The 13,492-nt window shown below is 71.0% G+C and carries 8 protein-coding genes; 6 read left to right on the top strand and 2 right to left on the bottom strand.

The window, feature by feature from the left end:
- Nucleotides 1-240: 240 nt before the first annotated feature.
- A complete protein-coding gene (locus ACIPK4_RS21370; RefSeq protein ID WP_402314839.1) occupies nucleotides 241-1,671 on the top strand; it encodes a DUF2252 domain-containing protein in 1,431 nt (476 codons plus the stop codon).
- A 43-nt stretch (nucleotides 1,672-1,714) separates the two neighbouring features.
- Here the strand turns inward: ACIPK4_RS21370 and ACIPK4_RS21365 are convergent, their stop codons facing one another.
- Nucleotides 1,715-2,665: a LysR family transcriptional regulator gene (locus ACIPK4_RS21365; RefSeq protein WP_402314837.1), complete on the bottom strand. Its 951-nt coding sequence runs from the start codon at nucleotides 2,663-2,665 to the stop codon at nucleotides 1,715-1,717.
- Between the two features lie 124 nt (nucleotides 2,666-2,789).
- On the opposite strand from ACIPK4_RS21365, the gene ACIPK4_RS21360 reads away from it, so the two are divergent.
- Together ACIPK4_RS21360 and ACIPK4_RS21355 are read left to right on the top strand one after the other, a co-directional pair.
- Nucleotides 2,790-3,521 carry an SDR family NAD(P)-dependent oxidoreductase gene (locus ACIPK4_RS21360; RefSeq protein ID WP_402314835.1) on the top strand — a complete coding sequence of 244 codons (732 nt, stop codon included), beginning with the start codon at nucleotides 2,790-2,792 and terminating at the stop codon, nucleotides 3,519-3,521.
- A 276-nt stretch (nucleotides 3,522-3,797) separates the two neighbouring features.
- Complete coding sequence (locus ACIPK4_RS21355; RefSeq protein ID WP_402314833.1) at nucleotides 3,798-4,910, top strand: C40 family peptidase; 1,113 nt, start codon at nucleotides 3,798-3,800, stop codon at nucleotides 4,908-4,910.
- 169 nt (nucleotides 4,911-5,079) lie between these two features.
- On the opposite strand, the gene ACIPK4_RS21350 is transcribed toward ACIPK4_RS21355, so the two are convergent.
- Nucleotides 5,080-6,894 carry an IPT/TIG domain-containing protein gene (locus ACIPK4_RS21350; protein ID WP_402314831.1) on the bottom strand — a complete coding sequence of 605 codons (1,815 nt, stop codon included), beginning with the start codon at nucleotides 6,892-6,894 and terminating at the stop codon, nucleotides 5,080-5,082.
- 687 nt (nucleotides 6,895-7,581) lie between these two features.
- Between ACIPK4_RS21350 and ACIPK4_RS21345 the strand changes: the two genes are divergently transcribed.
- From ACIPK4_RS21345 to xdhB, 3 genes are all read left to right on the top strand, one after another.
- Nucleotides 7,582-9,231, top strand: a complete 1,650-nt coding sequence (locus tag ACIPK4_RS21345; protein WP_402314829.1) for a purine-cytosine permease family protein — start codon at nucleotides 7,582-7,584, stop codon at nucleotides 9,229-9,231.
- 377 nt (nucleotides 9,232-9,608) lie between these two features.
- On the top strand, nucleotides 9,609-11,096 hold the full coding sequence (locus ACIPK4_RS21340; protein WP_402315196.1) for a xanthine dehydrogenase small subunit: 1,488 nt from the start codon (nucleotides 9,609-9,611) through the stop codon (nucleotides 11,094-11,096).
- Nucleotides 11,093-13,492, top strand: a complete 2,400-nt coding sequence (gene xdhB / locus ACIPK4_RS21335; RefSeq protein ID WP_402314827.1) for a xanthine dehydrogenase molybdopterin binding subunit — start codon at nucleotides 11,093-11,095, stop codon at nucleotides 13,490-13,492. The genes ACIPK4_RS21340 and xdhB overlap by 4 nt, the downstream gene beginning before the upstream one ends.

Raw genomic sequence — 13,492 nt, 5'->3', positions numbered from 1 at the left:
GTATTCGCCCGCCCACTCGACTCGCCCGCACGGGAGGTCCGACTGCCGGGCGGTGGCAGGCCGTGCCTTCCCTCATCCCCGTCGCGGCACGGCGTCTTGAGGACCGACGACATCGTCGCGGGCTCCTGCCACCGGGCGCCGCCGTTGCCGGTTCCGGGTCGGCGCTCGAGGACAGCTCGGGCCAGCTGGGAGCCGAGCCGTTCCCGTCCTGAGGGCAGCAGAACAGGCAGGAGTGCACCGATGGCACAGAGTGCGACCACCGCGATGCGGGCGGTTCCCCACAGCACGCCCAAGGAACGTGCGGGCCATGGCAAGGAGGCACGGCACCGTTCTCCACGGTCGGCCCATGCCGTCTACCTGCCCTCTGCCGACCGGCCGGATCCGCTGGCGATCCTGGAGGCGCAGTCCGCGGCCCGCGTACCCGAGTTGGTCCCCATCCGCTACGGCCGGATGACGGAGTCCCCCTTCCGGTTCTACCGGGGAGCCGCTGCGATTATGGCCTCCGACCTGGCCGGCAGCCCGGAGTCGGGGATCACTACCCAGCTGTGCGGGGACGCGCATCTGCTGAACTTCCGGCTGCTGGCCTCTCCGGAGCGGCGGCTGATGTTCGACATCAACGACTTCGACGAGACACTTCCCGGTCCTTGGGAGTGGGATGTCAAACGACTCTCGGCAAGCCTCGTCATCGCCGGCCGGGCGAACGGTTTCGACGAGGCCGAACGCGCAGGCATCGTGAGCTCCGCCGTGCGCTCTTACCGCGAGGCGATGCGCGGCTTCGCCGGCATGGGCAACCTCGACGTCTGGTACGCGAAGATCGACGCGGACCGCCTCGAAGCCCTCCTCGCCCGTCGGCTCGACAAGAGCGGGCGCAAGAAGCTGACCGGTGCCATGGCGAAGGCTCGCAGACGTGACACACTCCGGGTCTTCGAAAAGCTCACGGAACTGGTCGACGGTCAGCCCAGGATAGCGGCGGACCCCCCGCTGCTGGTGCCGATCGCGGACCTGTTGCCGGACGGCGAGCGCAGCGAGTTCGAACAACGGCTCCGCCGCCTGGTCGAACACTACGGCCTGACGCTGGCGAGTGACCGGCGGGCGCTCCTGGAGGACTACCGGCTGGTGGACGTCGCCCGCAAAGTGGTCGGCGTCGGCAGCGTCGGGACCCGGTGCTGGATCCTGCTGCTGCTCGGCCGCGACGGCCGGGACCCGCTCTTCCTGCAGGCCAAGGAAGCGGACGCCTCCGTGCTCGCTGCCCACCTCGGCGCGAGCCGGTACCGCAACCAGGGTGAGCGCGTGGTCTCCGGTCAGCGGTTGATGCAGGCTGCGAGCGACATCTTCCTCGGCTGGGCGCGGGTGGACGGGATCGACGGAGAGCAGCGCGACTTCTACGTCCGCCAGCTGCGTGACTGGAAGGGGATCGCCATGCCCGAGACGATGCCGCCCGAACAGCTGGGGATGTTCGGCGAGGTGTGCGGCATGACGCTCGCACGCGCGCACGCGCGGTCGGGAGACCGCATCGCGATCGCCGCCTACCTTGGCCGCAGCGACGTCTTCGACCGCGCGATCGCCGCATTCGCCGAGGCCTACGCCGACCAGAACGAACGCGACCACCAGGCCTTGGTCGACGCAGTGCGAGCGGGCCGGCTCCCGGCCCAGGAATTTCCGACCACCTGACCCGCCCTTCATCGTCCTGCTCGCCACTGCGGACCGAGGAGAGTCAGCCTCTGCAGGCGGCCTCCTGTTCCCGGTCGGGGACACGTGCGGTATGGGCCCCCCGGGGGGCTTCGAGACGGCCCACGAGTTCCTCGACGAACACCTCCAGGTGGGCGGGGAGTTCCCCGGTCCGAGTGGCGCAGAACCACGTGCGGGTCAGAGGCTTCGCACCGATCTGCACCAGGGCAAGGCCGTGCGAGGCCACGTACGGGGCGGCCACCCAGTTGGGGAGAACCGTCACGCCTTGGCCGCCCGCCACCATCTCGACCACCAGATCGGTCACCACGGGCATCGTGGTGATCCGGCCGGGCCGCGACCCGGCGGGGATCGGCAGCGGCAGCGACGGAATGCGTTTCTGGTCGTAGAAGTCGTAGAGGACCAGGTCGACCCCGTCGAAGTCGCGGGCGGTCAGGTGCTTGCGGCCGGCCCAGGCGTGACGGGCGGGCACCACGGCCACCATCTCGTCGTCGAAGAGCCGGGTCAGCGACACGCGGTCCATCTGCACGTCGGGTTGGGTGACGAGCGCGACGTCGATCAGGTCGGCGAGGAGCGCCGGCACCGGCGCGTCGTCGGCGACGGTCTCGATGCGCACGTCGATGCCGGGCTCCCGCTCGCGGAAGGCGCGCAACACGGGCGGCAGCCACGGGAAGGTGGTGCTGCACTGCGCGGCGAAGCGGACCCGCCGGTATCGGCCCTCGCGGAGTTCCCGCAGGTCGCGGGTGGCTGACTCCAGTTCAGTGAGGACGTGCCGGGCGGCCACGAGCATCCGGCGGCCGGCGGCGTTCGGCACCAGCCGGCGGCCCTCGCGGTCGAACAGGGGCATGCCGAGGCGGGCTTCCAGCCGGGTCAGCCGCTGACTGAGGGCCGGCTGGCTGACGTAGAGCCGCTCGGCGGCTGCCGTCAGCGAACCGGCTTCGGCGGTGGCGTCGAGGAGCTCCAGGTCACGCAGGTCCATTTCCATAACGCTGGATTATCACATGCTCCAAATTCCGTCGTGGTGTTATGGGTTGAGGGCCCATAGGTTCGGGATGTCAGCCGGGAGAACCGGTCCGACGATCCATCCCCGAAAGGCATTCACCATGACCACTGCCCTCATCACCGGCTCCTCCAGCGGCATCGGCCTGGGCATCGCCCGGGCCTTCCTGGCGGGCGGCGCGAACGTCGTCCTGAACGGCCGGGACGCCGACCGCCTCGCCAAGGCCGCCGCGGACCTCGGCCACCCGGAGCGGACCGCGTGGGCCGCCGGCAGTATCGCCGACCGGGAGACGGGCGAGGCGCTCGTCCGCACGGCGCTGGAGCGCTTCGGCCGTATCGACGTGCTGGTCAACAACGCGGGGACCTTCGCCTCCAAGCCGTTCACCGAGGTCACGGAGAAGGAACTCGACGGCTTCCTGACGGGCAACCTCAAGGGCACCTACCTCACCACCCAGGCCGTGGTGCGGGCGCTGCGCGCACAGGGCGAGGGGGGCAGCATCGTCAACATCGGCACCGTCCTGGTGGACCACGGGCTGGCCGGCTTCCCGGCCAGCGCGCCGGTGGTCAGCAAGGCCGGTGTGCACGGGCTGACCACGAGTCTGGCCGCGGAGCTGGCGGCCGACGGCATCCGCGTCAATCTCGTGGCAGCCGGCATCATCCGCACCCCGCTGCACGAGGGCTCCGACGTGGACTCCTTCGGCGGGCTCGCCCTCCTCGACCGGGTCGGCGAGGCCTCGGAGATCGCCGAGGCCGTGCTGTACCTGGCGGGCGCTGAATTCGTCACGGGCCACGCCTTGCGCGTGGACGGCGGCCACGTCACCGGCCGGACCGTCTGACCAGGCACTGTCTGGCGGCAGGCGCGCCAGGACGGCGGCCGGCGGGGGCTCGGGAGTCTGGTCTCTCCGGGCCTCCGCACGGTCGTACCCGGCGGTGCAGGCTGCCGGCGCTTCCGCGGCGTCAGTCCGTGGTGCGCAGGTGCATCGGCGAGTACGCGTCGCCGCCGCCGTCCCGGCGGTACGGGGCTCCGCGCCACTTCGGCACGCCGTGGATAGCGGATGTACCGAGGCCGCGCCCGGGGTTCGCAGGCGCGCCGCCCTGGACAGGATCGACCCATGTATTCCGTGAAGACCGTCCTGACGGCCACCGCTGCCATGCTCCTCGCCCTCGCCGCTCCGGCCACTGCAGTGCTCGCGGCTCCCACCACCCCGGCCCGCCCCTCCGTGCCCGCCTCGCCACGTCCCTGCGACGGCGCCGCGACCTGCTACGTCGACGTGACGGTCGCTCAGGTCTGGGTCAGCCCGGAACAGGTCCGGCCCGTGGACGCTCCGGCGACCGCAAACCCCGCGGACATCCGCGGCTGGTTGACCACCATGTCCCTGGACGAGCGGCGTGATGTCGCCGGGGAGACGCAGGCTCTCCACGGCATCGCGGTGACCGTCGACCGTACGGAGTGGCACGGGGGCCTGCTCTGGGACCACGTATGGGTGCACGGCCAGCCCACCCCCAGGGACGAGGCAGGACGGGGCGCCTACCCTGGCTGGATTCCCGACCGGCAACTGACCTCGGATCACCGGCGCCCGCCCGGCGGTACGCACGAAGAACGCGTTGTCCGCCCCACGGCCCGGGGCTACGCCACCGCCCGGGCCGCGCTCGCCGGCCGCCCCTCCGGGCAGGTGGGCGAGTACTCGTACAACACCTCTTTCCCGGTGGAGGCCGGTCCGTTGCCCGGGGTCGTCGCCGCCCACTCCCCCAGCGGTGGTCGGCTGTTCTTCCGGGCTGACGACCTGGCGCGGGTACCGACCGCACCGAGCGGCACGGACGTGGTCGCCGCCGCACGCGCCTTCCTCGGTCTGCCCTACCTGTGGTCGGGCACCTCCGGATTCGGCTACGACTGCTCCGGTCTCACCGGCCAGGTCTACTCCGCCCTCGGCGTCACGATCCCCCGGGACGCCCAGCCGCAGTTCGAGGCGGGCGCCGGGCAGGTACCGGCCGGATCGGCCGCTGGGGTGCGGATCACCGGTACGGAGGACCTCCGGCCCGGCGACATCGTCGCCTTCCGCCCCGCCACCGGCACCGAGGTCACCCACGTGGGCATCTATTCGGGGACGCGGAACGGCGAACCCATGATGATCAACTCGCCTCGGACCGGTGACCCGGTCAAGGAGGAGCCCATCGGTTCCACCGGCCGTGTCTACGTGGGCGCCACCCGCTTCCTCACCCGGTGACGCGCGTCCGGCACTGCCGTACCACGAACCCCGGCCACCACTCCGGCATCGGGGGGAGACCCGGCTGATCCCGAATCCCACACGAACGCCGCTGCAGACCCCGAGGACGGGCGCCTCCCCGGTCCCGCGAGCCGGTGGGATCGCGGGACCGGGGGGTGTGTGCCCGGGGTCAGGGGCAGGTGGCCAGGAGGACGGAGACGACCGTGCAGGTGGCCGTTGCGGTGTCGTTGAGCGGATTGGGGTCGGTCGGGGCGGACACCGTGCGGGTGGCGGTGACCGAGACGCGGCCCAGCGAGAGCAGGCCCAGCGGTACCCGGAACGTCTTGGCCGAAGCGGCGCCGGCGGCGATGGCGCCGTAGCCGCAGGTCACGGTGGCCCCCATGGCGGTGCAGCCCGGGGACAGCGCGGTGGCGGCGGAGCCCTGCGGGAGGGTCGCGGTGAGGGTGGCCGAAGTGACCGTACCGGGGCCGGCGTTGTGGGCGGTGAGCGTGTAGGTGAGGTACGGCACGAGGAGGCTGAGGCCCGGCTGTGCTGTCAGGTCCACGTCGATGTCGGCGGGCGGGAGCTGGTAGGTGTAGCGGTCCGCGCCGACCACGGCGCTGGTGCCGCCGGGTGTCGTGACCTGTACGTCGACGGGACCTGCGGCGTGCGCGGGCGCGGTGGCCGTGCAGGTGGTGGCGGTGCAGGAGAGGGCGCCGGCCGGGTTGCCGGGGCCGAAGGTGAGCGAGGTGGCCCCGCTCAGGCCGGTACCGGTGACCGTGACGACGGTCCCGCCGTCGGTCGGGCCTGCGGAGGGGCTGAGCGAGGTCACCACGGGTACGGGCAGGTAGGTGTACCGGGCGGCCGGGGACGCGGCGCTGGTGCCGGCGGGCGTGGTGGCCTGTACGTCCACCGTCCCGCTCCCGGCCGGTGCGGTGGCGGTGCAGGAGGTCGGGGTGCAGGAGACGCCGGTGGCCGGGTTGCCCGCGCCGAAGGTGATGGCGGCGCCCGACAGATTCGTCCCGGTGACCGTCACCGACGTGCCGCCCGCCGCGAGTCCGGTGTCCGGGCTGATGACGGTGACCGTGGGCGCGTCGCGGTGGAAGGCGAACACGATCCGGCCGTCCGCGGCGTTGACCCCGTCGGTCAGGGTGACCGGTGAGCCGGGGACCGTGCCGGAGACCAGGCTGGACCCGCCGCCTCCGCCGCCGCCTCCGCCCCCCGTGGTTCCGTACCGGCCGCCGGCACCGCCCCGGCCTCCGCCGCCGTAGCCCGCTCCGCCGCGGCCGCCGGCGCCGGTGGGGTTGAAGACGCCCTGTGTGGCGGCGCCCCCGGAGCCGTTCGGGTAGGCGCCGGGCGAGCCGTTCGCGCCCTCGTTGTCCACGCCCTGCCCTCCCGTCCCCGCCGCTCCGCCCGCCGTGCCGGTGCCCGGGCCTCCGCCCGTACCGCCCTGCGCATCCGGCACCAGGCCGTGGCCGTCGGCGCCCGCGCTGCCGCTGTCACCGCCGGCCGCCCCCGGGTAGGCCGGGGATCCGATGCCCGCTCCACCCGCTCCGCCGCCCGAACCGGCGGTCAGCAAGGGGATCCCGGAGGCCGTGGTCACCGTGACGAGGGCGCCGCCGAACCCGGATGCGCCGAACTGCGGGTTCGCAGTGGCGTTCGCGCCGCGGCGGCCGACAGTGACGTTGAACGTCTGCCCGGGGGTAGCGGGGACGGTCGCCACGAGGTGCGCGCCCTTGCCGCCAGGTGTCCCGTCGGCGGCGTTCCCGCCTCCGGCGCCGTCGAGGGTGACCACGGCGCTGGACACGCCGTCAGGCACGGTGAGGCTTCCCGAACCAGCCGCCGTGCAGGTGATCGTGGTGAGGGCGTCCGCCACGACCGGGGCGGCACACACGCCTTCCGCCGCCGCCGGCACCGTCATAACCGTCAGGCCGCCCGCGGCCAGCACGGCCGACACGGCCACGGCCGGCAGCCGGTGGCGCCACCGGGATCTCGGTCCTCTCACCACAGCAGCCGATGACATCGAAGCCTCCCCCTCTCAGCTCCGCCCGGCGGCGGCCGGAGGCGAAGACTCCTGGGAAGCCGCGGCCGGACGATCCGGCACGACGAACCGGAGCGCCGTCCCCACATACGGAGCCGCCGACCGCTCGCCGGTACCACCGGGCCGTCGCGGGGGCGGGGCCCGGTGTTACCGGCGGAAGCATGGCAGCGGCCGAGGCCCGACGCGGGCGGAACTCCGGATCATTCCGCCCGCTCCGCCGAAAACGCCGATCGAGGGGGCCTGGGTGTTTACAATGCGAAGTTCCGCCCAAGCGCGCGCTCCAGGGGGTGCGCAGGAGCGGCTGCCCTCGCGACGCGGCTCGTTCGCGCCGACGGCGCCGGCCAAGCGGATCAGCGCGTGGACGAGCACCCGGATGGGGATCTCGACGTGGTCGTTCTCGGCGCTCACAGTTCGCTCGCCCTTCTCGTTCCGACCGGGCGGTGCATGGTGGTCACCGCGCCGGCAACATGGTGTTCACCGCGAAGCGCAACCGGAGTAACAACCGCGTCCTAGCGTGACCAGCCGTGGGACAGAGCCGTGAACATGGCTACCCCAAGACGCTCATGACAGACCGTCACTCCCCTTTGCCGACGACGCCATACGGGGCTCCGCATCGCATCATCTGCATCCAGCGCCAACGGGAGGCGGGGCATGAGCACCACCGAGTCACGACGGACCACGACCGAAGCGTCGAGGCCCGCTGCCGACCAGGCGGTCAAGGAGACGCTGGAGGACTACACCCTCCGTTTCGCACCCCGCAGTTACCGTCGCTGGACCCCCATGGTGGTGGCCACCACGGCCCTCGGCGGCATCGCCTACATGGCCGACTTCTCGATCGGCGCCGGCATCGGCCTGGTCCACGGCACCGGCAACGCGCTCGTGGCCATCGCCGTAGCCGCCGTCGTCATCTTCATCACCGGATTCCCACTGGCCTACTACGGCGCGCGCTACAACATCGACCTCGACCTGATCACCCGCGGCGCCGGCTTCGGCTACTACGGCTCGGTCGTCACCAGCGTCATCTTCGCCAGCTTCACCTTCATCTTCTTCGCCCTCGAAGGCTCGATCATGGCCCAGGGCCTCAAACTCGGGCTCGGACTGCCGCTGTGGCTGGGGTACGCCGTCTCCACGCTCATGGTGATCCCGCTGGTCGTCTACGGCATGAAGGCGCTCAGCACGCTCCAGGTGTGGACCACCCCGATCTGGCTGCTGCTCATGGTCGGTCCGCTGGTCTACCTGATCGCCGACGACCCCCGCACCGTGGACCGCTTCCTGGCCTACCCCGGCACGAACGGCGACGGCGCCGTCAACACCGCCTCCGTCATGCTCGGAGCGGGTGTCTGCCTGTCCCTGATCGCGCAGATCGGCGAGCAGATCGACTACTTGCGTTTCATGCCGCCCAAGACCGAGGCGAACAAGCGCACCTGGTGGACCGCCGTGGTCATGGCCGGCCCCGGATGGGTGCTGCTCGGTGCGCTCAAGCAGGCCATCGGTGTCTTCCTCGCCGTCTACGTCATCGCCGAGGTCGGACCGGCGGCTGCGCCCGAGCCGATCCAGCAGTTCCGCAGCGCCTTCGAGGCGGTGATGCCGTCCTGGGTGGTCATCCCGCTCGCCGTGGTCCTGGTGGTCATCAGTCAGATCAAGATCAACGTGACGAACGCGTACTCCGGCTCACTGGCCTGGACGAACTCCTTCACCCGCGTCACCAAGCACTATCCCGGCCGCATGGTCTTCGTCCTGGTCAACCTGGCCTTCGCACTCGTCCTGATGGAAGCCGACATGTTCAGCTTCCTGGGCGGCATCCTGGGCTTCTACTCGAACTGCGCGATCGCCTGGGTGGTCACCGTGGCAACCGACATCGGCATCAACAAGTGCGTGCTGAAGCTGTCCCCGCTCCAGCCGGAATTCCGCCGTGGCATGCTCCACGCGGTCAACCCGGTCGGTGTCGTGGCCTTCGCCGCCGCGTCCGTCCTGTCGATCGCCATGTACTTCCACCTCCTCGGCGACGCCCTCCAGCCGTACTCACCCGTGGCCGCAGCCGTCATCGCCTTCGTCGTCACCCCGCTGATGGCCGTGGTCACCAAGGGCCGCTACTACTTGCGTCGCACCGACGACGGCATCGACGAGCCCCTGCTGGACACGGATGGCAACCCGAGCGCAGCCACCCTGGACTGCCACGTCTGCCACCAGCCGTACGAGCGCCCCGACGTCACCGCCTGCGCCACGCACGACGCGGTCGTCTGCTCGCTGTGCCTGAGCACGGACAAGGTCGGCGACCACGTCCTGCCGGCCACCGCGTAGAACAGCCCGACCGGAATGGGATCGACCTGCATCCTCTTGACCGATGATCCTGCGGCGACGTAACTTCGACCGCACCGACTCGGAAGCTACTACTGGAAGGGGCGAAGCCGGATGTCGACCTACTCCGAGCTGCTTCGCCTCGCACACCAGATCGCCTGGGCTCCCGGTCGCGTAGCACACGGCCGCTGAGCAGCCCCCTTCCCGGCGTGCCCGATCGCGGGCCCCGGCACCTTCTCATCTCTGTCACCATCCACGGCACGTCGTTGCGTGTCGATTTGTCGCGCTCTGAGTTATCGAGCTGCGACCACCGAAAAAGAGAGCCCTGAAATGGCGACTTGGACAGTCACATCGACCGCGCGCCGAAACGCGAGCGCGCCGTGGTAGCGGCACGGATCACGGTCAACGGGAAAGAGACGCCGATCGCACCGGCCGCCCCCCACACCACCGTGCTGGACTTCCTGCGCGAGCGTGGTCTCACCGGCACCAAGGAGGGCTGCGCCGAGGGTGAATGCGGCGCCTGTTCGGTCCTGGTGGCCCGTCCCGGGCTGAACAGGCCCACCGACTGGGTGGCGGTCAACGCCTGCCTTCTCCCGGTCGCGGCGCTCGACGGTCAGGAGGTCATCACCTCGGAGGGCCTGGCCACCGCCGGCGAGCCCGGAACGCCGGCCGCGTTGCACCCCGTGCAGGAGGAGATGGCCGTACGCGGCGGTTCCCAATGTGGCTACTGCACACCCGGATTCATCTGCAGCATGGCCTCCGAGTACTACCGACCCGACCGCTGCGCGCCCCCCGACCCGGACCCGGACCCGGAGTCGGCCGATGGTACCGGCACCGGCACCGAGCACGGTCCGAACGGTTTCGATCTGCACGCGCTGAGCGGAAACCTGTGCCGCTGCACCGGCTACCGCCCCATTCGCGACGCCGCCTTCGCCGTCGGTACACCCACCGAGGACGACCCCCTGGCGCAGCGCCGCGAGCAGTCCCCGCCCGAACCGGCCGCCACCGCATACACCCGGGGCGACGCCACGTTCCTGCGGCCGAGCTCCCTGGCCGGTGCGCTGCAACTCCTGCACGAGCGGACCGACGCCGTGGTCGTCGCCGGAAGCACCGACTGGGGCGTCGAGGTGAACATCCGTGCTCGTCGGGCGAATTGCGTGGTCGCGGTCGACCGTCTCCCCGAACTGCGCGGGATGCGGGTCGAATCCGACCACATCGAGATCGGGGCGGCGCTGACGCTCACGGAGATCGAGCGCCGCCTCGACGGCAGCGTCCCGCTGCTGGCGGAGCTGTTCCCGCAGTTCGCGTCCCGCCTCATCCGCAACAGCGCCACCCTCGGCGGCAATCTGGGTACCGGTTCCCCCATCGGTGACAGCCCGCCGGTGCTGCTCGCTCTGGAAGCATCGGTCGTGCTCGCCGACGTCGACGGTGAACGCGAGGTCCCCCTGTCCGACTACTTCACCGGCTACCGGCAGAGCGTGCGCCGGCCCGGCGAGCTGATCCGCGCGGTGCGCATCCCGCTGCCGCTGTCACCGGTCACGGCCTTCCACAAGATCGCCAAACGGCGCTTCGACGACATCTCCAGCGTGGCTGTCGCCTTCGCGCTCGACATCGAGGACGGGACCGTGCGCAAGGCGCGCATCGGCCTGGGCGGCGTGGCCGCAACCCCGATCCGCGCCCTCGCCACCGAGGCGGCCCTGGAGGGCAGGCCGTGGGCGGCGGAGACAGTCGAGGCCGCGGCCCGGGTGCTCCGTGCCCAGGGCACACCGATGGACGATCACCGGGCCAGCGCCGGATACCGCTCCGCGATGCTCGGCCAGAGCCTGCTGAAGCTGTACGCGCAAACCACCGAGGCGGTGTCGTCATGAGCCATCTGTCCGAGCGTCCCGAAAAGCCCGTCGTCGGTGTCTCGATGCCGCATGAGAGCGCCGACCTGCACGTCACCGGGGCCGCGCTCTACACCGATGACCTGGTCCACCGCGCCAAGGACGTACTGCACGCGTACCCGGTCCAGGTCATGAAGGCCCACGGGCGGATCACCGCGCTGCGCACCGAGCCGGCCCTCGCCGTGCCCGGTGTGGTCCGCGTACTGACCGGTGCTGACGTTCCCGGCGTCAACGATGCCGGTATGAAGCACGACGAACCGCTCTTCCCCGACGAGGTCATGTTCCACGGCCACGCCGTCGCCTGGGTGCTCGCCGACACCGTGGAGGCGGCCCGGCTCGGAGCGGCGGCCGTCGAGGTGGAACTCGACGAAAAGCCCTCCGTGATCTCACTGCGGGAAGCGATCGCGGCGGAGAGTTTCCACGGCGCCCGGCCGGTCATGATGACCGGTGACGTGGACGCCGGTTTCGAGGACTCCGCGCACGTGTTCACCGGCGAGTTCCAGTTCTCCGATCAGGAACACTTCTACCTCGAGACGCACGCGGCGCTGGCCCACGTCGACGAGGGCGGCCAGATGTTCGTCCAGAGCAGCACCCAGCACCCCTCGGAGACGCAGGAGATCGTCGCCCACGTCCTCGGCCTGCACAGCCACGAGGTGACCGTGCAGTGCCTGCGGATGGGGGGCGGCTTCGGCGGCAAGGAGATGCAGCCGCACGGGTTCGCGGCCGTAGCCGCGCTCGGCGCCAGGCTGACCGGCCGGCCGGTCCGCGTACGCCTCAACCGGACCCAGGACCTGACCATGTCCGGCAAGCGCCACGGCTTCCACGCCTCTTGGAAGATCGGGTTCGACGCCGAGGGCCGCATCCAGGCCCTGGACGCCACCTTGACCGCGGACGGCGGCTGGAGCCTGGACCTGTCCGAGCCCGTCGTGGCCCGAGCGCTGTGCCACATCGACAACACCTACTGGATTCCCAACGCACGCGTCACCGGTCGCATCGCCAAGACCAACAAGGTCTCCAACACCGCGTTCCGCGGCTTCGGCGGACCGCAGGGCATGCTGGTGATCGAGGACATCATGGGCCGGTGCGCACCCCTGCTCGGTCTGGATCCGATGGAGTTGCGCCAACGCAACTTCTACCGGCAGGGGCATTCGACGCCGTACGGACAGCCGGTCGCCCATCCCGAACGGATCCCGGTCGTCTGGCAGCAGGTCCAGGACGACGCCGGCATCGCCGACCGCAAGCGCGAGATCGCGGCCTTCAATGCCGCCCACCCGCACACCAAGCGGGCGCTCGCGATCACCGGGATCAAGTTCGGCATCTCGTTCAACCTCACCGCCTTCAACCAGGCCGGCGCGCTGGTGCTGATCTACAAGGACGGCTCGGTCCTGATCAACCACGGCGGGACCGAGATGGGGCAGGGCCTGCACACGAAGATGCTGCAGGTGGCCGCGACGACGCTGGGCGTTCCGCTGCACAAGGTGCGGCTGGCCCCGACGCGTACCGACAAGGTGCCCAACACCTCCGCGACCGCCGCCAGTGCCGGGGCGGACCTCAACGGCGCGGCGGTGAAGAACGCCTGCGAGCAGCTGCGCGGGCGGCTGCTGCAGGTGGCCGGCACCCAGCTGGGTGCGAACGCCGCGGACGTGCGCATCGTCGAGGGCGTCGCACGCGTCCTCGGCAACGACAAGGCGCTGGCCTGGGACGACCTGGTGCGCACCGCGTACTTCCAGCGGGTCCAGTTGTCTGCGGCCGGTTTCTACCGGACCGAGGGTCTGCACTGGGACGCCAAGACGTTCCGGGGCTCGCCGTTCAAGTACTTCTCCTACGGCGCCGCCGCGACCGAGGTGGAGGTGGACGGCTTCACGGGCGCGTACCGGATCCGGCGGGTGGACATCGTGCACGACGTCGGCGACAGCCTCTCCCCGCTGATCGACATCGGTCAGATCGAGGGCGGTTTCGTACAGGGCGCCGGCTGGCTCACGCTCGAGGACCTGCGATGGGACGCGGGCGACGGGCCGAACCGTGGTCGGCTGCTGACCCAGGCCGCGAGCACGTACAAGCTGCCGAGCTTCTCGGAGATGCCCGAGCAGTTCAACGTGAGGCTGCTGGAGAACGCCACCGAGGAGGGCGCGGTGTACGGGTCCAAAGCGGTGGGCGAGCCTCCGCTGATGCTGGCCTTGTCGGTGCGGGAGGCACTGCGGCAGGCGGCCGGGGAGTTCGGTCCCTCCGGGATCAGCGTGGAGCTCGCCTCCCCCGCGACACCGGAGGCCGTGTACTGGGCCGTCGAAGCAGCCCGCAAGGGGGGTGCGCGGCACGACGGTCGTGACCCCGACGGCAGCGGGGTCCGCGCCGACGCAAGCGCTGTGAGCAATGCCTGA

It is taken from the genome of Streptomyces sp. NPDC086989 (genome assembly GCF_044745505.1).
Lineage (GTDB): Bacteria > Actinomycetota > Actinomycetes > Streptomycetales > Streptomycetaceae > Streptomyces.
Note: the sequence above shows the minus strand (reverse complement) of the source record. Positions and strands in the feature narration are given on the sequence as shown.

Excerpts from the sequence above, each read along its gene's own strand:
- ACIPK4_RS21370 (WP_402314839.1), top strand. The coding sequence starts at position 241 with ATGGCACAGAGTGCGACCACCGCGATGCGGGCGGTTCCCCACAGCACG.
- ACIPK4_RS21365 (WP_402314837.1), bottom strand. The coding sequence starts at position 2,665 with ATGGACCTGCGTGACCTGGAGCTCCTCGACGCCACCGCCGAAGCCGGT.
- ACIPK4_RS21360 (WP_402314835.1), top strand. The coding sequence starts at position 2,790 with ATGACCACTGCCCTCATCACCGGCTCCTCCAGCGGCATCGGCCTGGGC.
- ACIPK4_RS21355 (WP_402314833.1), top strand. The coding sequence starts at position 3,798 with ATGTATTCCGTGAAGACCGTCCTGACGGCCACCGCTGCCATGCTCCTC.
- ACIPK4_RS21345 (WP_402314829.1), top strand. The coding sequence starts at position 7,582 with ATGAGCACCACCGAGTCACGACGGACCACGACCGAAGCGTCGAGGCCC.
- xdhB (WP_402314827.1), top strand. The coding sequence starts at position 11,093 with ATGAGCCATCTGTCCGAGCGTCCCGAAAAGCCCGTCGTCGGTGTCTCG.